We start from the raw sequence: 18,130 nt of genomic DNA, 5'->3' as shown, positions 1-18,130 counted from the left end.
CTCCGATCAGATCGCGCGATTATAGGACACGAAGGACATCATCCCTGCCGCCATGTGGTAGAGCTGGTGGCAGTGGAACGGCCAGCGGCCCGGGTTGCTCGCATCGAACTCGATAGCAACCTCTGCCATGGGAGGAACATGAACCGTATCCCTCACGGCTCCCCGCATGCCTTGTCCGTTGATGCCGACCACCTGGAAATGGTGTCCGTGAAGGTGCATCGGGTGTGTCATCATCGACATGTTGCGCATCACGAGGCGGACCCTGTCATCAGGATTGACGGCCATCGCATCGCCGCTGATCCCCCATGAGTAGCCGGTCATGCTGCCGGAGAGGATCAGAGGATAGGTCTTCGTTGCGGGCCGTTCGTCCAGAGGTGACGTCGCTTTGAGGATCGCCTCCAGTGAAAGGTCGAGGACCGGTCCGGCGGAAGAAGCTTTTGTGGCAACCTTCGAAATGGTCGCGTCCGCCGTTGCGAGGATGACGCCTGTCTGCTCCTCGGAGCCTTCGCGTAAGGCAAGGATCGGAAGTGACGCGGTGCCCAGCGGGAGTTGCAGTACGATATCCAACCGCTGGCCCATGCTGATCGGGAAGCGGGTGCCGGTGACGGGCTCGATGGCCATGCCATCGACGGCGGCCAGGCTTCCCACGACGCTTCCCGTGTCAATGGTGAAGGCGGTCGCCGTTGCACCATTGACGATGCGTAGCCGAACGCGGCCACCCTTCTCGACCTGTACGATCTCCGGATCGTCCAGCGTGCGGTCGTTGGCGAGGTATGCATCATACTCGATGTCGTTCAGGTCCATCATGCCCATGCCCATGCCCATGCCGCCCATCGCCATGCCACCCATGGGCATCCCGCCGCCGTGCATTTTCGCCATGTTGGACATCATGCTACCGTGATCCATCGGCATCTGGCCCCCATGACCGCCGCCCATTGCGGAACCTTGCTGCAGTTCCGCCAGCAATTCCTCGGGTGACCTGAACGAGAAGTCGTGGAGAAGGATCACGACGTCCTGCTCGTCACGAGCGCGGTCCTCCGCCGTCCGCACGATCAGAGGGGCTGCCAGAAGGCTTTGTTCCTGCAAGGTGTGGGCGTGCATCCAGTGGGTGCCGCCGCCTGCGAGGTCGAACTGGTAGTGACGCTTCTCTCCTGCAGCGAGGGGCGCTGCGGGATTGTCCGGGACACCGTCCATCTCCCATGGAGGGGTAAGCCCATGCCAGTGAATAAGCGTGGCTTCATTTGTAGTGTTGGCCAGCATGACATTGAAGCCATCTTCTGCATCCAGGACAAGGCCGCTCCGTCCATTGCCTTGAACAAGGCCGAAGACGCTGGCGGATCGGCCATTCACTTCAATGGAGCGCTTGGTGACTGCGAGTTCGATGGGTAAAGACTGTCCAGAGTTGGTAAGAGCCCAGGACTTTTGCGCAAGGGGTGAAATAGCTGCCGCACTGACGGCGAGCGTCTTCAGAAATTGACGACGAAACATGACGTTCTCTCGATCTTCTTGGCCGTAATCGGCCCAATGGTGGGAATGGCCCGCCAGCGGCGAGCAGTTCATCAACCGAAAGATCGAGGAGGCTCAAGGCCGGGAGACGGGTCGTGACCAGCGACATCGTCAGCGATATCCAGGACCCTGGCCAGAAGGAGGACCGACTGAACCGATCCTGCGGGCTGCGCAGCAACCGCGAGGCAGAAGACGCAGATGACGCTGCAGCAGTTCTGCTCGGGTGAGTGGTGAAGCTTGGAAGTCGCGTCGCCTGGATCACCGTCCACCATCTGGTGGTGTCCGTCCAGGCAGGTCTGGGGAGCGGCATGCGCAACCGGCGCACTGAACACGAGAGCAACAGCAAGGAGTGCCGCGAGCAGCCTCCATACCAACGCTCTCTGTGCTAACGTGCGCATCGTCGATCCTCCGTCATCTCACCATGCCACGCCTCCCATTGTGCACCTTGATCTTTATCAATGTTGGGGTGCCATTATGGTCGGTGGTCGCTTGGCATCGATTGCCAGGCTGCCGATGCTGGTGCTTCCAACGTGGGAAGGTCAAGGCCGTCACTCAGATGAATGTGTGTACCTGCCACGTTACCTTATCGATGTGTGGTCGGAGGTCCGCGCCCGTTGCAGAGCGGCGGCGGGAAGAAGCGAAGCCGACTCTGCGCCCATGTGGCCTTGATGAAGGCGAGAGGCAGCATCTCCAACCTCTCGCCTCAACGGGTTAGAGCGATGCCCTGCCGCTACCGCCAACAGGCCTGATCATCCAAGGCTTCACAGCAGGTTCCTTGGCAAGGATGCCCTTCTTCTTAGCAAAAGAGCGTATCGCATCGCGTGCTGCCCGAAGAGGTTTCAAACCGTCATGTGCCATGTAGCAGGTCCTCAAGGCCGCCTCATGGATCAGGTCCCGTTCCCGTTCTGGCCAATCCTCCAGATAATCAATCGCCTCCTCCACGGCCGTAATCTCGCGGACGAGGTTCTTTTGTTCCTTCAGATACACCGGACGATCAAAGAGCTTCGAGATCATTTCCACCTCACTGATTCTGTTTGTGATCAACAAGGAAGGCGCTGTGGCCAACGCCGATTATCGATGTGGTTTGCCGCGTCCTTCCGTTCAAGTCGGAACACCACTCAGGTCACTAAATCTGATAGGGAAACCGTATATGTCGACGGGAGCGAACGCAGGCGCTTACTGCACAGCAAGCCAGGTTGGCGGGTAGCTGATTGCCCCATACCAGAGCGGGATTACGCGGCGGCGAAAAATTTCCTCCCAGGTTCTTGAACAGGCATTTTTCGCCAACCAGATTCATTGCATCGGCAGCCTTAGTAGGGGCCGATAGGCCGGAGACGCAGGTTTTCGGTGGCGTCTCCAATCCATGTTGCTTTACGGAGGATATGGTAATGAGAACGGAACTTGATTTCGCACCCCTCTACCGGTCCAGCATTGGCTTCGACCGTGTGTTCAACCTTCTCAATAACGCGCAGCGCCTGCAGGCGGTTGACCTCTGGCCACCCTACGACATCGTCAAGCTTGGCGATGACGAGTATGCGATCACCATGGCAGTCGCAGGCTTCAGCCAGAGCGATCTCGACGTGACCCAGGAGCGCAACGTCCTGATCATCAAAGGGTCGAAAGCAGAGAAGAAGGAAGGGGAGTACCTACATCGGGGCATTGGCGGACAGTCGTTCGAGCGTCGCTTCGAACTGGCTGACCATGTTCACGTCGAGACGGCGTCGCTCTCCGACGGTCTCCTGCGAATTGTCCTAAAGCAGGAAGTGCCGGAGGCGATGAAGCCCCGGCGAATCGAGATAGGCAATGGGACGGCGGCCCGGCCGCTCCAGATTGAGTCTGACAAGCAGGTCGCCTGAACTCGCTGAACTTCCCACAATCAGGCACGATCACGAATAGAGGGCCCGCGTAGGGCGGGCCCGCCATTCGCACTGCATTCAGTCAAGCGGCACCCCGTGTTTCTCAGCTTTGATGGCCGCTATTGGCGCGAAGCGGAAGACGCCTCTCGCACCTTTGCAGACATAGAAGAGCCTATCGCATTCTGAGCTATTTCGGACCAAGAATCATCTCGAGTGCGGCATCCTGGGGCAGACCACCCATCTGCCCGATGCTACCATCCGCTTTCCTGAAGACAATCGCAGGGGTCCCAGAGAAGCCAAGCTCGGTCATCAGAGTGGCATTGTGCTCGAGCTTTTCTGCCACTGCCGGGCTGATCGTTTCCAAAGGGACTATGCCGCCGTCCCCGTACTTATGTTCGTTTTCAGCCAGCGCCTCCTCAGGAGACTTGGCCTCAAGAATAGCAGCCGCCTTGGCTGGGGAATCCTGTCTGATCACGCCGACCATGACATGTCGGAGTTGTACCTTGCCCGACTCGACCCAGGGCCTGGCAGCCGTCCAGAACTGGTGGCAATAGGGGCAGTTGGGATCCGTAAACACGTAAACGGTCCTCGGCGCGTCTGGCCTTCCATCTTGGACCCACGTCGACCCCTCCAGCTTTTCCCATCCCTCTTCCGGGATCGGCGCCTCCACCATTTCCTTGAGCTGGGCTTCCGCCATGTCCTGTCCTGCCTCGTCGACAAGTGTGCCGACGACAACATGTTCGCCATCCGGGGTGAGGTAGATTGTCAGAGGTTGCGCGCCAGCTTTTGCGGCGAATGCTCTCAAACCGCCTGGTACCTTCATCTCTCCGAGGATTGTCAGTCCCTGTTGCTCGATCGCCTTCAGGATCCGGGGATACTCTTTGGGCTGGGGACTATCCTCGGCTGCGGCGATCTGTGGCGCGAAACCAAACAGCAGCGCTGCGAACAGCATCAGGGCAGGTCTGAGGTAGGTGAGAACGATGAGGCGCATTTTGGTTCCTTCAAAAGCCCTCGCTTGACCTGCTCACCTTAAGGCAGGCTGAAGGCAGCGGCCATTGTGAATAGGACAGGAGTTGCAGCTATGGGATGCGCTGCTGCCTCAGCCGGTCCAGAAGGTCCCCCAGTTCCGATAGAGGATGTAGGCCGCCACCACGAGTACGAGGGCCGCGAACAGGCGGTTGAGGATGTTCTTGTAGGCGCTCAGGCGTGTAGCGAGCAGCATGCCAAGTACGCCGCCGACTATGCCGCCGCCAATGAACTCAACGGCAAGCAACCAGTCCACCAAGCCGGAGGCGGCATAGTTCAGGGCGGTGGCGAGGCCGAACACGCCGACGGAGAGGAGCGAGGTGCCGATCGCGTTGATCATCGGCATGCCCGTCGCCAGCATCAGGCCTGGAACGATCAGGAAGCCCCCGCCGATGCCGAAGAAGCCGGAAGCGGCACCGGCGGCGAGCGCGACGGCCGCTGTGACGAGGCACATCCTGAGGTCCACCGGGCGGCATTCGGCCGATGCCGGTTTCCTGGACTTCAACATCAGGACGCCGACGACGACCATGAGGATGCCGAACAGGAAGATCAGCCGATCGCCATCCATGGCCTTGCCGAGGCTCGAGCCTGCAAGTGCGCCGACGACGCCGAGCGCCGAAAAGACCGCCGCGCAGCGCCACCAGACGTGACCCTTTATCGCGTGGCTAGTAAAGTTCGCGAAGGCGTTGACCGAAACCGCAAGCGCCCCTGTTCCAATGGCAATGTGCGGCTGCGTGACGCCGACGACGTAGAGGAGCAGCGGCGTCGCCAGGATCGACCCACCGCCACCAAGCAGGCCGAGCATGAAGCCGACGATCCCGCCGGAGCCGACCGCCGTAAGGATAGAGGCGCTCATGTCCGTCTGCTCCACACCCTGTCATGCAAGGTCATTCCGACCAGCATGGCGACAACGAACAGGGCCGTCTGTGGGATGCCGATCGACAAGGAAGCGACCGCCGGGCCGGGGCAGAAGCCGCCGATCCCCCAGCCGAGGCCGAAGAGGGCCGACCCTATTATCAGCGGTGCGTCGATCCTGCGGCTCGTGGGGACATGGAAGCTGTCGTCGAAGGCGGGATGGCGCATCCGCTTCATCACCTGCACGCCGATGAACGCGACGACGACGGCGCCGCCGAGGACGAAGGCAAGGCTCGGATCCCAGGCGCCGAAGACGTCGAGGAAGCCCTGGACGCGGGCCGGGTTCAGCATTCCGGAGAGGGACAGGCCGAAGCCGAAGACGATGCCGGAGGCGAGAGCGGCTCCGAACTGGTAGATGTTCCTGTTCATAGTCCGAAACTCCTCAGAACTGTGACGGCCACTGCGCCGGAAGTGAGGAATGTCGCGACCGCAGCCATGGATCGCGGAGACAGGCGCGCCAGGCCGAGGACGCCGTGGCCGCTGGTGCAGCCGGATCCCATGCGCGAGCCGAAGCCGACGAGCAGACCGGCGATAACGATCAGCGGCCACCCTACCGTGATCTCCACTGTCGGCCAGCCGTCGAAGATTGACAGGTAGGCGAGCGGTCCGAGCAGCAGGCCAACCACGAAGGCGAGGTTGGTGGTCAGGCCGAAGCCCTGGGCGAGACGGCCGACGATCCCGCTGATGCCAGCGATTCGCCCAGTGAGGAGCAGTAGCATGACGGCAGATGCGCCGATCAGCATGCCGCCGGCCAATGATGGGAGATAGGTGTTCATTTGCCTTCCTTCACGCAAAAGATGTCATAGAGGGCGGCAACCAGTTGCGCGGCCTTCTCCTCCGTCAGGGAATAGAAGATCTGCTTGCCGTCCCGCCGGGTCTCGACAATGCCGGAGCCGCGCAAAACCGTCAGGTGCTGCGACAGATGAGGCTGGTGGAGGTCGAGCTTCTCTTCAAGCTCGCCCACCGAGTAGCTGCCCTCAACGAGCGTGCAGACGATCATCAGGCGCGCCGGATGGGACAGCGTCTTCAGGAGGTTTGCCACCTCCCCCGCCCGGCTCGCCATCTCGGCTGTCGAAAGTCCCGCCTTCAACATAGCTTTCAGGTCGGCACTCATTCCCATGCTGCTCCCTGCAGGGCATCGAGCGGAAACTTGAGGTAGCGCTTGCCGTTCGCTTCCGGCTCCGGCAGGCGGCCGCCGCGGATATTCACCTGCAGGGCATGGAGGATGAGCTTCGGCATCGGCAGCGTCTTGTCGCGCTTCGTCCTCAGCGCCACGAACTCTTCTTCCGTCACGTCGGCCAGATGCGGGTTGGAATTCTTCTGTTGGGCCACCGTGCTTTCCCAACGCGGTGCCCGGCCGTCCGGCTGATAATCGTGGCCCGTGAAGATCCGCGTTTCGTCCGGTAGCGCGAGGATGTCCTGGATTGACTTCCAAAGGATGCGGGCGTCGCCGCCCGGAAAGTCGGCGCGTGCCGTGCCGCTGTCCGGCATGAAGAGCGTGTCGTGGACGAAGGCGGCGTCGCCGATCACATAGGTGATGGAAGCGAGCGTATGTCCAGGCGAGAACATCACCTTCGCATCGATCGATCCGACCTTGAAGGTCTCGCCGTGGGCGAACAGCCGGTCCCACTGCGAGCCGTCGGTGGCAAGCTCAGGCCAGTTGTAGATGCCCTTCCACAGCTTCTGGACATCCACGACGCGCTCGCCGATCGCCGTCTGCGCGCCAGTCTTCTCCTTCAGATAGTGAGCGGCGGAGAAGTGGTCGGCATGGGGATGGGTGTCGAGAATCCACTCGACGGTGAGCCCCTCCTTGCGGACGTAGTCGAGGATGGCGTCGGCGTTGATAGTTGCCGTCGCGCCGGCCTTCTCGTCGAAATCGAGCACAGGATCGATGATGGCGCACTTCCCCGTATCCGGATCCGAGACCACGTACTGGACGCTCCAGGTGCGCTTGTCGAAGAAGCCCTTCACCTGCGGCCTGCGTTCGGCGTGCTTCTGAAGCCATGCGTCGGCGGCGCCGGTGTCGAAGCCGCGGCTGCCTCCGAACTCGACCACCTCGTCGGCAGACATGCGACCGTCAAGGACTTCTCCGATGAGGTAGAGGATCAGCGACCGGGTGCCGGTCTTGCAGTGGGCGAAGACGGGGCCTTCAGATTCATCCACCGCGCGCTGGAATGCGCGCACGTCCGCCTCGGTGATGGTGGCTCCGGTTACCGGAATGAAGGCATAGGACAGGTTGCAGTGCTTTGCTTCCTGAGCTTCGGCCTCTGTTCCCGGCTGTCCGGACTCTTCGCCATCCGGCCGGTTGTTGATAAGCGTTGCGAACCCGTTTTCGTGCAGCGAGCGGATGTCTTCGGCGCTTGGCTGGGACGAGACCGAAAGCTTCTCGGATACTCTGGTTACAGGCATGACTGGCTCCGTGGTTATATCGGTATACGTTATAATATATTATATAACAATTGGGGTTCAAGGTCGGTGACGGAACTTTGTGTTCACCTCGTGGTTCCCGCGCAGAGGAGGCTAAAACCATGGCCACGACAGCAAACCGAGTCAGCGCCCAGACACCCACTGAGATTAACCGACATCTTCGCTGGGAGATGGAGAAAAGGCTCGCCTACTACGAAACCCACCCCGACCAGATCCCGACCCGGCTGGAAGAACTCGATCGCGAATGGGACATCGAGCGAACGCTCGAGGCGAATGCTTCCACCTTGGCATTCACGGGAACCATGCTGGCGGCGACGGTCGACAGGCGATGGCTTGCACTCCCGGCGATCGTGACTGGCTTCCTCTTCCAGCACGCCATGCAAGGCTGGTGCCCTCCGCTTCCGATCCTGCGCCGGCTGGGCTTCCGAACGGCGGAGGAGATCAATCAGGAGCGCTATGCGTTGAAGGCGCTCAAAGGTGATTTCGACGTCAAGGGCGGCAACAAGCTCGATACTGTCCTGCGAGCCGTCGGGATCAGGTGAGGCGGGGCATGACGGCAGCCATCAGACCGAACGAAAGTGACAAGCAGGGCTTCCCCGCGACACTAATATGGGCGGGTTATGCGCTTGGTTTCGGACTGGGCGGCTTCTTCGACGGAATACTGCTCCACCAGATCCTCCAATGGCATCATCTCCTAAGTGGGGTCGAAGAAGCACGTCAAGACATTCGCGTACTGATCCTGACAGACGGACTTTTCCACGCGCTGATGTACGTGGTCGCCGCGGCGGGGCTTTGGCTGCTGTGGCGGTCGAGACACTCTTTTGCTGCCCGCGGAGCAGACAGACTCCTCTTCGCAAGCGCGTTGATCGGCTTCGGCGTCTGGCACATTCTCGACAGCGTTCTTTCCCACTGGATACTCGGAATCCACCGGATCCGTATGGACGTGGAAAACCGCATGTTCTGGGATCTCCTTTGGTTCGTCGTTTTCGGCCTAGTGCCTCTCGCCCTGGGCGCCTACTTGCGCCGGAACGGCATGAGAGGCGACGGGCGCCGGATTTCGAAAGGGCCGGTCGGACTGGCCTTGGCAGTTCTGATCGCCGGGCCTCTCGCCGCGCTACCCGCGCCAAATGAGGGACCTATCATGATCGTATTCGGCCCTGGCTCCACCGCCGCACGGGCGATGCAAGGGCTCGAAGCAAGCGGCGGGCGCCTCCTGTGGTCCGATGCGTCCGACATGGTCTGGGCCGTCGACATGTCTGCTGGAGGCGATGTGAAGCTGTTCTACAAACATGGTGCGATCCTGATCAGCAACTCCATCTTCCCAGCCGGGTGCTTCAACTGGACGCGCGTCTGAGGCGGTCAGATTGGGAAGGAGGCTCTCGCGACGAACCATGTACCGCCTCTCTCAAACGTCAGGTTGCCGCCGAGACGATCGAGCGCCATCTGGACGATCGACAATCCGAGGCCGCTTCCATGACCAGAGGCCTTCGACCCTCTGAAAAAGCGTTCCGTCACCCGCGCCTCGTCGGCAACAGGAATCCCCGGCCCCTGGTCCAGGATCTCGACAACGACCTCGCTTTGACTTTCGCTGACCCGGCACCTGACCACTGCACCCTTCGGCGAGTGCTGAATTGCGTTCTCGAGCAGGTTTCGGATCGCCAGACGCAGGAGGATTCTGTCGGCCTCAAGAACTGCCGGCTGCGGGGTTCGATCTGCGTGCTCCATCGCGACGTGAACCTCGTTGGCCGCTAGCTGCGTCTCCAGTTCCGAAGCGATCTCGCCAACAAGTACTGCAACGTCGACTGGCTCATCCTTGGCGGCGCCCTGCGACGCATCGACGGCGGCAAGATCGATAAGCTGACGGACCATCCGGCTGGTTCGGTCGACACTTGTGGAGATGCGGGAGAGGGCCTCGCGCTGGATCGTGGAATCGTCGGTCCTGAGAGCGATCTGCGCCTGGGTCTTGAGACCAGCAAGCGGCGTCTTCAGTTCATGCGCAGCATAGGCGGTAAAGCTCTGCTCCCGGTCACGCGCTTCGGCCACCCGGCCGAACAGGCTGTTCAGCGCTCGAATGACCGGCCGCACTTCCCGCGGCACGGTTCCGTCATCGATCGGATGGAGTTCAGATGCGGAACGCCCGGCAAGTCCCTCGGCAATGCGCGTCAGTGGGGCAAGACCGCGGCCGACGCTGACCCAGATCAACACCGCCAAGACGGGGAGGATGACGATGCCGGGAACAAGAAGCCCCTTGATGACGTCGCCGATGAGTCGGTCCCGTATCTCAAGGCTGTCGCCGACCAGAACACGAACGCCGAGCGTCGGGTTGACGACCGCGTAGACACGCCACCGTTCTCCGTCGATCTCAGTTTCTTCGAAGCCATCCGTGTGGCTGGCAAGCGAAGTTTCGGGCGCACTCTCGGAGCGGCTGACGAGGCTGCCCTGAAGCGACCAGATCTGGCAGGAGAGCTGGCGGCTGTAGCTGCCGTCAGCTTGCTTGAACGGTGGAGGCGGAGCATTCGCGATTGCAGCGTCTACCGCCGCAGACGGCTCGATCCGGTGATCCGTGATGAGCGAGCTCACCATGCGTGCCGCTTCCATCAAACGGGCGTCCAGCACCCGCTCGACTTCGGCTTGTGTGCTTGCGTAGATCCAGGCCGCGGCGAGAAGCCAGACGGCGCCGGTCGTGGCCAGCAGGATCACAAACAGTCTGATCCGTATCGAATTCATTGCGATGTCCTCAACCGGTAGCCCGCGCCCCGCACGGTCTCGATGAACGACGCACCGAGCTTGGATCGCAGCTTGTGGATGTGAACCTCGACGGTATTGCTCTCGATTTCCTCCTGCCACCCATAAAGCTTCTCCTCGAGGTTCGACCGCGACAGGATGACGCCCGGCGTCTCCATCAACGCCTGGAGGATCACGAACTCCCGTCGGGAAAGGGAGATCGTGATCTCGTCACGCGATGCGGACATGCGTGCTGGGTCGAGGCTGACGTCCTTCCACTCGAGAAGCCCGGCCGCACGGCCGTGTCCACGGCGGACGATGGCGCGCAGACGGGCCGCAACCTCGTCGAGATCGAATGGCTTGCCGAGATAGTCGTCTGCCCCCGAATCCAGTCCAGTGATGCGATCCGCGACCTCGTCCTTTGCCGTCAGGAGGAGAACCGGCGTGCGATCGCCGGAGCGGCGCATCCGCGACAGCACATCGAGGCCTGATCCGTCAGGGAGCATGAGGTCGAGTATGATCGCGTCGAAGCGGTCGGCCTCGATGGCCGCGTCGGCGTCGGCAACCGATGTCACGGCGTCCACCGTAAAGCCGCACATCTGCAGCCCGACCTTCAAGCCGTCCAGCAGGATCTCGTCATCTTCCAGCACAAGTAGCCGCATCACATCCTCGTCTAGCTTCGCATCCTCCCTGCGCCCGCCACCTTAAGGCTGCCTTAAGGTTGGGAGGAGAGACCGCCGCTCCAACCCAACCAACGGAGCAGCCCTTTGCGTTTCTTCCTGTCGGCGTCATGTTTCCTCGCGACCATAGCTGTGTCGGCCGTGGCGTTAGCCATCGAACCGCCGCTCCCCATGGATCAGGCTTTCCGCATGGAGGCCGGCCGCGATGGTTCCGACATCGCAATAAGATGGCAGCTCGAGGACGGCTACTACCTCTACCGGGAATACCTGAGTGTGACCGGCGTCGGCGGCAAGCCACTCGAAATGGCAACTCCACCGGGTGTCATCAAGGAGGATCCAGGATACGGAAGCACCGAAGTCTACTACGGCACTGCCACGGCCACGGTCGCCGGGCCGGTCACGGGCTCTTTGAACGTGACCTACCAAGGCTGCCAGGATGGCGGACTCTGCTACCCGCCGACGACCGTCGAGATCGACGCCGCGACGCTTGAACCCAAGTCGGACACAGGAAAATCTGGTCTCCAGACTGCGCTTCGATCGCAGGCAGCCTTTCCTCTCGTGTCCAAAGGGCCGAAAGCCGCCGACAGCTCCAGCATCCGGATCTCGGATCCGTCAACCAACGGTGTGGTCAGTTCTCTCCTCGACCGCGGCGGCGTCCTCTTCCTGATTGTCGGCTTCCTTGGTCTTGGCGTCCTGCTGGCCTTTACGCCATGCGTGTTTCCCATGTACCCGATCCTGGCAGCGACACTGACGAGGGAAGGCGAGAGCCTGTCGACCGGACGTGGATTCGCCCTGTCATCGACTTACGTCCTCGCTCTTGCAGCGGCCTTCAGTCTCTTCGGCGTGGTCGCTGCATGGTGGGGTCAGAGCTTCCAGATCGCGTTGCAGTCTCCCGCTGCCACACTCATCGTTGCCGCCATCTTCGTAGCGCTGGCACTCTCCAGTTTCGGGCTGTTCGAACTGCAGCTTCCGTCCTTTCTCAGGAACCGGCTTACCGCGCGCCGCGGTTCAGGAGGTTCACTGGCGTCGTCGGCAGCACTCGGGTTTTCATCCGCTCTGGTCATTGGACCCTGCGTCACGGCTCCGTTGGCGGGCGCGCTTCTCTACATTGCGCAGACAGGAGACGTCGTCCTCGGCGCGACGGCCCTGTTTGCGCTCGGCGTCGGCAAGGGCATCCCGCTGATCCTGATGGGAACCTTCGGGTCGGGCCTCCTTCCCCGTGCAGGACAATGGATGGAACGCGTCCGGCAGGTCTTCGGCTTCCTCTTCTTCGCCACCGCCGTCTGGCTCGTGGACCGTCTGCTGCCTGCCGGAACTGGTCTTCTGTTGTGGTCCGTTCTGGCGATCACCTTCGCAGTCTTCATAGGAGCTTTCGATCAGATGCGACCCGAGGTCGGTGGCGCTGCACGGCTTGCCAAATCCGCGGGCATACTGGTCGGTCTCTACGGCGTCATCCTGGGGATTGGCGGCCTCTCCGGCGCGACGGACCCTTTGAAGCCTCTCGCGACGATTGCTGCCGCAAGCTCCGGAGACGCGACACCCGCGAGAGTGATCGGCAAGGACTCGTTCCAGTCCATCGCCTCGGCAGCCGATCTGTCCTCGTTGCTGAGAGCCGATGGGCCCGCCGCCCCCACGCTTGTCTACTTCACGGCCGACTGGTGCGTCACTTGCCGGGTGATCGAGCGGTCCGTTCTTCCGGACGCGACCGTGGCAGACGCGCTCGACGGCATCCGTCTGGTCTCGGTCGATCTCAGCGAGATCACCGAGGCAAACCAGTCGTTGATGAAGGAGCTGCAGGTCGTCGGGCCGCCGACGATGCTGTTTCTGGACCGGGACAACCAAGAAGTCCAAGACACTCGACTTGTGGGCGAGATCACTGCGGACACCGTTACGGTCTCGGCGTCGAGCGCGAAGGGGCAGCTCCGATGAACGCGGTGTCGCTTGGTCCATTTGCGTTCGATGCCGAGCGTTTCGCAGCAATCATCGGCATGGTCGCGTTCGTTGCCGTGGCCTCCGTTCTCGCACATCGAGTCGACGACAGGCTCGGCCGCTGGTCGTCGTGGACGGCGGTCGTCGCGCTTGCGGCGGCGCGCCTGGGGCATGTTCTGCAGCATGCATGGAGTTTTGCTCCAGAGCCTTGGCGGATCCTTTCTGTTTGGCAAGGCGGCTTCTCCTGGAGCGGAGGTGCCGCAGGCGTCGCCGTGATGCTGGTCGTCCTGTTCCTGAGGAGCCGAAAGCTTGTCGGATGGGCTGCGGCAAGCGTCGCGGCGGGAGCCGTCGCGACAACGGCGACGCTGGCATTCACCTATTCCGATACGCAGCTTCCGGCTGTTACCTCAACCTTCCGGACCCTTGACGGTGCAGAAAGCAGGATCGGTGACAACGGTCGCCCGACGGTTCTGAACCTATGGGCGACGTGGTGCCCACCTTGTCGCCGCGAGCTGCCGATGATGGCGGAACTTGCTGCAAGCACTGCCGATGTCGACTTTGTCTTCGCGAACCAGGGAGAGCCCTCGGCAAAGATCGCTGACTACCTCCGGAGCGAGAACCTCAACCTGGCGCAGGCGCTGCTCGATCCGCAACTTCTGCTCAGCCGCCATTACTCGGCAGTCGGCCTTCCCGCGACGCTCTTTCTCGCAGCCGACGGCACGCTTGCCGGCTCCCATCTTGGCGAGATCTCCCGCGAGGTACTCGCGCAGAAGATTCAGGAACTCAAATCTGAAGAAGGAATATCCGAATGACACCTTCCCGAGCGGCCGCTCTGTGGCGACCGTTGACCGCCTCGATTTTCGTCATGGGCCTGTCCGCCTGCGCGCAGACGGCCCCAGAGCCACCAAAGATCGAAGATCCGAAGGTGGATACGTCACTGGCCAGCATGTACGCCCCGATCAAGGATGGAGATGAGACCATCCCCGGCGTCGATGTCTCCAAGATGGACCCGAAGAACGTCCGCCAGGTCGTCGACTACAAGACCGGCTATTCGGCGGGCACGATCGTGGTCGATCCCCATTCCCGTTTTCTTTACCTCGTCATGGAGGGTGGCAAGGCGATGCGCTACGGCGTCGGCGTGGCCAAGGCGGGTATGGAGTTCGAGGGCGAAGCCGACATCTCGCGCAAGGCGCAATGGCCGGGCTGGGTGCCGACCCAGAACATGATCCAGCGCGATCCGGAGCGCTACGGCCCTTTAGCATCGGGCCTGGAGGGTGGCATCAAAAACCCTCTGGGAGCACGTGCCCTGTACCTCTACCAGGGGGGCAAGGACACGCTCTATCGCATCCACGGGACCAATGAACCCTGGAGCATCGGCAAGTCGGTCTCGTCCGGCTGCATCAGGCTGTTGAACCACGACATCATCGACCTCCACCGACGCGTGCCGAAGGGGTCGAAGGTCGTCGTGCTCGGACCCACAGAATCCGGAAAAGGAGAAGTATGACATGATCACTCGTAGAAACCTGCTCGCCGCCGCCGCCGGCACTGCCGCATTCGCCGCTATCTTGCCTCGGATGGCGTTCAGCCAGGAGATCACCGAAAAGTCAGTCTTCTACGACCCAGACGCGCCCGTTCTCGGAAACCCGAAGGGAGACGTCACGGTCGTCGAGTTCTTCGACTACCAATGCCCTTACTGCAAAAAAATCCATCCGATGGTCGAAAGGGTGGTTCGCGAGGACGGCAATGTCCGGCTGGTGCTGAAGGACTGGCCTGTCTTCGGCGGCGCATCGATCTTTGCCGCCCAGGCCGTCCTTGGAGCCGCACAGATGGGAAAGTACGAACCAGCCATGGAAGCGCTGATGAAGACGACGGGAAAGCTGACGGAGGAAGAGGTGGAAAAGGCGCTCACGAGCACCGGCCTCACCATGCAGGAGATTGCTGCCGCTGTGAACAAGCATAGTGCCAAGATCTCGGGGCTGCTCGACCGCAATTACAGTCAGGCACTGGCCTTCAACTTCGCAGGCACGCCCTCCTTTGTCATTGGGCGGACGACTTTCGCCGGCGTCCTCGACGAGAAAGGGCTGAAGGGCGCGATAGCAGAGGCCCGCGCGGCATGAGTGGACGGATTTTTGGAGCCGGTCTTGTTCTGCAAGAAGCACCGGCAGAGCCTTCAGGGTGCCTTAAGGCTGCCGGGCTTGGAAGAGGTCGAAGAAATCAACGAAGAGTCGCCGCATGACCAATGAGATCCAGACCAAAAGAAGAACTAGCTGCTCAACCGCGAGCCGCATTGGCGCAAGCTTGCCGAGGCGTTCATTTATCCTTGGGATTGGAGCAATCGCCGTTTCAGGCTGCGTCTCGACCGAGCCCCCGCCCGTTTTGGCGACGCTCCCGGAACCCCTGCCGGCGCCCACACCAGTGGTGCCGCCGATGTACTATGCCATGCCGAATGAGCGTTTTCCGGTCCCGGAAATCGATATCACTCAACTCGACCCGCAATTCTGGCGGACGGAGGTCGATTATCCTACGAGCGAGAGACCGGGAACCCTCGTAGTCGATACGCCAGGCAAGTATCTTTACCACGTCAAGGCCGATGGCCGTGCCATGCGGTACGGGATCGGGGTCGGACGTGAAGGATTTGCCTGGGCGGGACAGGCTATCATGGCCTACAGGCGGGAATGGCCGCGCTGGACGCCGCCCGATTCCATGGTCGCGCGGCAACCGGAACTGGAACCCTACAGCATTGCAAATGGCGGCATGCCTCCCGGACTGAAGAATCCGCTCGGCGCGCGGGCGCTCTACATCCATGAGGACGGGAGGGACACCTTATATCGAATCCACGGCACACCTGAGGCCTTCAGCATTGGGAAGGCCGTTTCCTCAGGTTGCATCCGGCTCATCAATCAGGACGTGATTCACCTTCACGACGAGGTAAGAGATGGCAGCCGCATCGTGGTCATTCCCGACCCGGCAATGAGCCATCTGCTCGTAGGTTGAACTTCAGGTTGATCCGCAGGTGACATCACCAGCGGGTTCACCCGTGATCCTGGGGCAGGAATGGCCGCGTTCGGCTCGCGAAACGGAGAGTGTCGCTTTAGAGATTGCCGCAACGCAGCCGTATGCGTTGGACTGCAATGTCCGCTGTTGGCGCGAAGCCGCCTTCTTGCCCTACGATGATGCGGCTTCTCTGAGGGCGCGATACACGCTTGCACGACCTATGTTCAGCGTCTTGGCAATTTCTGTTGGTCCCATCCCGTCGGATTTCAGTCGGCGGATCCCAGCAACATCAACATGAGGCTTCCTGCCTTTGTAGACCCCTCTGCTTTTTGCAGCGGCGATGCCTTCCATCTGTCTTTCTCTACGAAGGTTCGTCTCGAACTCAGCGAATACGCCGAGCATATCGAGGAAAGCCTTGCCGGCCGCCGAGCTCGTGTCGATCGGCTGTTCCGTCGCCTTCAGGGTCACCCCTTTCTGCTTAAGCAGCCGTATGATGTCCTGCAGATCTCCAACTGACCGCGCCAGCCGATCGACCCGCGTCACGACCAGGCTGTCGCCGTCGCGCATGAATTCTAGAAGCGTGTTAAGCTCCCTCCGATCCTGCTTAGTTGATCCGGATTTCTTTTCCGCCCGGATGACCGTGCACCCGGCCGCCTTCAAAGCCGCCTCTTGAATTGCCAGATCCTGATCGATGGTGCTGACACGCGCGTACCCGTAAATTGCCATGAAACGTCTCAATAGGTTCTAGACCTTTAATGGGTAGCGTCTCATAACTTCAAAATCAACCCAAATGATACACTGATATGTGTCTCACGCAGATTGTCTCAGAAGGTATACCTAAATGCTACATTCCCTGCGGCTTTGCACCAGCTGCGGCCATCAGGAATTTTCCTTTCAGGTCATGTCATGCAAATGGATGCTAGCCGGTTGGTCTGCCTTCAAAGGGCGCTGTTCATGCGGGTGAGCGATTTGTCGCTGATGACCTTTGAGGTGCGAACTGATCAATACGAGGAGAAGGAAGCCGTCCTACGGTACTGGTCAACCTTAGACTGCCACCACATCACCTGCCAGCATGATTACAGGACGGAATTCGCCGTCTGATAAACTGAAGATGCTCAACTGATCCTAGATGGACCAGCACACGCGGCTGTTGCAAATGCTCCAGGTGTCCGATCTGTGCCACCTAGGCAGTGCGACGAGTAAGTAGCTGATGCGCGGGATCTGATAGCGTGGCAGAGGAGTCGGTGACATCGATAGCCCACTTGTCCGGAGCTCATTCGCCGAGAGTCAATCTAGCGGTGCAAACTGCCGAGGCCAGTTGATTTGCCGGAAGCTGTTCCGCTTCTAGCTTTTCGTCCGAAACTCCTCGGGGCGCGGATCCGGCTCCACAATCAGAAGACGGCGCTGGCGACGTATTGCAAAAAGTGTCTGGCCTTAGCGCTGTCCGGGGACGACATGCAACCGTTCTGGAAACAGCGGTATCATACTCTTGAGGAAGCAGGAGGAAGAGCGGTTGGACCTCGGTAAGCCGACACTGCTGCATGTTCACGTCAGCAGAAAGAAGCTGCCGCGCAACGTTTTCCTAACGGGCTTGACTTGAAGTTAAAAATGGTTTAACATAGAAAAACCGACGTCTGCCCTAACGGCGTCGTCGTTATAACGGCATCCTGTGCCAAAGCAAGTTCGTTCTCTACGGTCTCTAACTTGCATATTGGGGCAGTCTTGTCAACAGCAACAGGAAACAAGGAAACCTAATATGGAAGCATGTAATGTCTGGTAATGCCCTCATGATCGAGTGGGGTGAAAATGCCCTCGAAGACGTCAACGAAATGGTTAATTTCATTAGTGAATTTAATCCACCGGCAGCAAGGAAGCTGGTTGATCAGATTGAGGAAAGCGTCGATCGCCTGCCGAACTTCCCTTTTAGCTACAGGGCTGGACGTGTAGCCGGAACTCGCGAAATGCCGGTTGGGAGCTATGTTGTAATCTATACTGTGAGCGAGAGTGAGATTCTCGTTCTCAGGGTTCTTCATTCTGCAAGGCAGTGGCCTTAAAAGATGGACCTCCGGAGCA

The 18,130-nt window shown here is 60.5% G+C and carries 21 protein-coding genes; 9 read left to right on the top strand and 12 right to left on the bottom strand.

Annotated elements, in window-relative coordinates:
- Positions 1-6 precede the first annotated feature (6 nt).
- The 3 genes from FB009_RS26475 to FB009_RS26465 all read right to left on the bottom strand — a co-directional run bounded on the left by FB009_RS26475 (position 7) and on the right by FB009_RS26465 (position 2,520).
- Entirely contained in the window at positions 7-1,488 is a 1,482-nt protein-coding gene (locus FB009_RS26475; protein ID WP_145162232.1) for a multicopper oxidase family protein, read from the bottom strand.
- Between the two features lie 71 nt (positions 1,489-1,559).
- On the bottom strand, positions 1,560-1,904 hold the full coding sequence (locus tag FB009_RS26470; RefSeq protein ID WP_082186116.1) for a hypothetical protein: 345 nt from the start codon (positions 1,902-1,904) through the stop codon (positions 1,560-1,562).
- Positions 1,905-2,217: 313 nt separating this feature from the next.
- Complete coding sequence (locus FB009_RS26465; protein WP_052820535.1) at positions 2,218-2,520, bottom strand: DUF982 domain-containing protein; 303 nt, start codon at positions 2,518-2,520, stop codon at positions 2,218-2,220.
- Between the two features lie 374 nt (positions 2,521-2,894).
- Here FB009_RS26465 and FB009_RS26460 point away from each other — a divergent pair, with 374 nt between their 5' ends.
- Positions 2,895-3,362: an Hsp20 family protein gene (locus FB009_RS26460; protein ID WP_052820534.1), complete on the top strand. Its 468-nt coding sequence runs from the start codon at positions 2,895-2,897 to the stop codon at positions 3,360-3,362.
- 187 nt (positions 3,363-3,549) lie between these two features.
- Here the strand turns inward: FB009_RS26460 and dsbG are convergent, their stop codons facing one another.
- The 6 genes from dsbG to blh all read right to left on the bottom strand — a co-directional run bounded on the left by dsbG (position 3,550) and on the right by blh (position 7,712).
- On the bottom strand, positions 3,550-4,353 hold the full coding sequence (gene dsbG, locus FB009_RS26455; RefSeq protein WP_197283341.1) for a thiol:disulfide interchange protein DsbG: 804 nt from the start codon (positions 4,351-4,353) through the stop codon (positions 3,550-3,552).
- A 108-nt stretch (positions 4,354-4,461) separates the two neighbouring features.
- Positions 4,462-5,244, bottom strand: a complete 783-nt coding sequence (locus tag FB009_RS26450) for a sulfite exporter TauE/SafE family protein (protein WP_153423400.1) — start codon at positions 5,242-5,244, stop codon at positions 4,462-4,464.
- Positions 5,241-5,672 carry a YeeE/YedE family protein gene (locus FB009_RS26445; protein ID WP_052820532.1) on the bottom strand — a complete coding sequence of 144 codons (432 nt, stop codon included), beginning with the start codon at positions 5,670-5,672 and terminating at the stop codon, positions 5,241-5,243. The genes FB009_RS26450 and FB009_RS26445 overlap by 4 nt, the downstream gene beginning before the upstream one ends.
- A complete protein-coding gene (locus tag FB009_RS26440) occupies positions 5,669-6,079 on the bottom strand; it encodes a YeeE/YedE family protein (RefSeq protein ID WP_052820531.1) in 411 nt (136 codons plus the stop codon). Before FB009_RS26440 ends, FB009_RS26445 begins: the two co-directional genes overlap by 4 nt.
- On the bottom strand, positions 6,076-6,423 hold the full coding sequence (gene bigR, locus FB009_RS26435) for a sulfite-sensing transcriptional repressor BigR (protein WP_107341307.1): 348 nt from the start codon (positions 6,421-6,423) through the stop codon (positions 6,076-6,078). Before bigR ends, FB009_RS26440 begins: the two co-directional genes overlap by 4 nt.
- Positions 6,414-7,712, bottom strand: a complete 1,299-nt coding sequence (gene blh, locus FB009_RS26430) for a bifunctional sulfur transferase/dioxygenase Blh (protein ID WP_052820529.1) — start codon at positions 7,710-7,712, stop codon at positions 6,414-6,416. The genes bigR and blh overlap by 10 nt, the downstream gene beginning before the upstream one ends.
- A 119-nt stretch (positions 7,713-7,831) precedes the next feature.
- Between blh and FB009_RS26425 the strand changes: the two genes are divergently transcribed.
- Together FB009_RS26425 and FB009_RS26420 are read left to right on the top strand one after the other, a co-directional pair.
- Positions 7,832-8,272 carry a hypothetical protein gene (locus FB009_RS26425; protein WP_052820528.1) on the top strand — a complete coding sequence of 147 codons (441 nt, stop codon included), beginning with the start codon at positions 7,832-7,834 and terminating at the stop codon, positions 8,270-8,272.
- Between the two features lie 8 nt (positions 8,273-8,280).
- Positions 8,281-9,084 (top strand): DUF2243 domain-containing protein, encoded by an 804-nt coding sequence (locus FB009_RS26420; protein ID WP_052820527.1) that lies wholly within the window; start codon positions 8,281-8,283, stop codon positions 9,082-9,084.
- A gap of 5 nt (positions 9,085-9,089) precedes the next feature.
- Here FB009_RS26420 and FB009_RS26415 read toward each other — a convergent pair whose 3' ends face one another.
- Together FB009_RS26415 and FB009_RS26410 are read right to left on the bottom strand one after the other, a co-directional pair.
- The gene (locus FB009_RS26415; RefSeq protein ID WP_052820526.1) at positions 9,090-10,457 is read right to left on the bottom strand and encodes an ATP-binding protein; all 1,368 of its coding nucleotides are present in this window, start codon (positions 10,455-10,457) and stop codon (positions 9,090-9,092) included.
- A complete protein-coding gene (locus FB009_RS26410; protein ID WP_052820525.1) occupies positions 10,454-11,116 on the bottom strand; it encodes a response regulator in 663 nt (220 codons plus the stop codon). The genes FB009_RS26415 and FB009_RS26410 overlap by 4 nt, the downstream gene beginning before the upstream one ends.
- Positions 11,117-11,266: 150 nt before the next feature.
- On the opposite strand from FB009_RS26410, the gene dsbD reads away from it, so the two are divergent.
- The 5 genes from dsbD (at position 11,267) to FB009_RS26385 (ending at position 16,057) form a co-directional block, all read left to right on the top strand.
- A complete protein-coding gene (gene dsbD, locus FB009_RS26405) occupies positions 11,267-13,063 on the top strand; it encodes a protein-disulfide reductase DsbD (protein WP_331251708.1) in 1,797 nt (598 codons plus the stop codon).
- Positions 13,060-13,875, top strand: coding sequence for a TlpA disulfide reductase family protein (locus tag FB009_RS26400; protein ID WP_062653996.1), 816 nt, complete (start codon positions 13,060-13,062; stop codon positions 13,873-13,875). Before dsbD ends, FB009_RS26400 begins: the two co-directional genes overlap by 4 nt.
- Positions 13,872-14,567 (top strand): L,D-transpeptidase, encoded by a 696-nt coding sequence (locus FB009_RS26395; protein WP_062653995.1) that lies wholly within the window; start codon positions 13,872-13,874, stop codon positions 14,565-14,567. The genes FB009_RS26400 and FB009_RS26395 overlap by 4 nt, the downstream gene beginning before the upstream one ends.
- 1 nt (position 14,568) lies before the next feature.
- On the top strand, positions 14,569-15,180 hold the full coding sequence (locus FB009_RS26390) for a DsbA family protein (RefSeq protein WP_062653994.1): 612 nt from the start codon (positions 14,569-14,571) through the stop codon (positions 15,178-15,180).
- Positions 15,181-15,295: 115 nt separating this feature from the next.
- Complete coding sequence (locus FB009_RS26385) at positions 15,296-16,057, top strand: L,D-transpeptidase (RefSeq protein ID WP_062653989.1); 762 nt, start codon at positions 15,296-15,298, stop codon at positions 16,055-16,057.
- A gap of 171 nt (positions 16,058-16,228) precedes the next feature.
- On the opposite strand, the gene FB009_RS26380 is transcribed toward FB009_RS26385, so the two are convergent.
- Positions 16,229-16,783 (bottom strand): recombinase family protein, encoded by a 555-nt coding sequence (locus FB009_RS26380; RefSeq protein WP_062654064.1) that lies wholly within the window; start codon positions 16,781-16,783, stop codon positions 16,229-16,231.
- A 1,043-nt stretch (positions 16,784-17,826) separates the two neighbouring features.
- Here FB009_RS26380 and FB009_RS26375 point away from each other — a divergent pair.
- Positions 17,827-18,111: a type II toxin-antitoxin system RelE/ParE family toxin gene (locus FB009_RS26375; protein WP_234888296.1), complete on the top strand. Its 285-nt coding sequence runs from the start codon at positions 17,827-17,829 to the stop codon at positions 18,109-18,111.
- Positions 18,112-18,130 lie beyond the last annotated feature (19 nt).

The organism is Sinorhizobium medicae (assembly GCF_007827695.1).
GTDB classification, from domain to species: Bacteria; Pseudomonadota; Alphaproteobacteria; order Rhizobiales; family Rhizobiaceae; genus Sinorhizobium; species Sinorhizobium medicae.
This window is presented reverse-complemented; position numbering and strand designations above follow the sequence as displayed.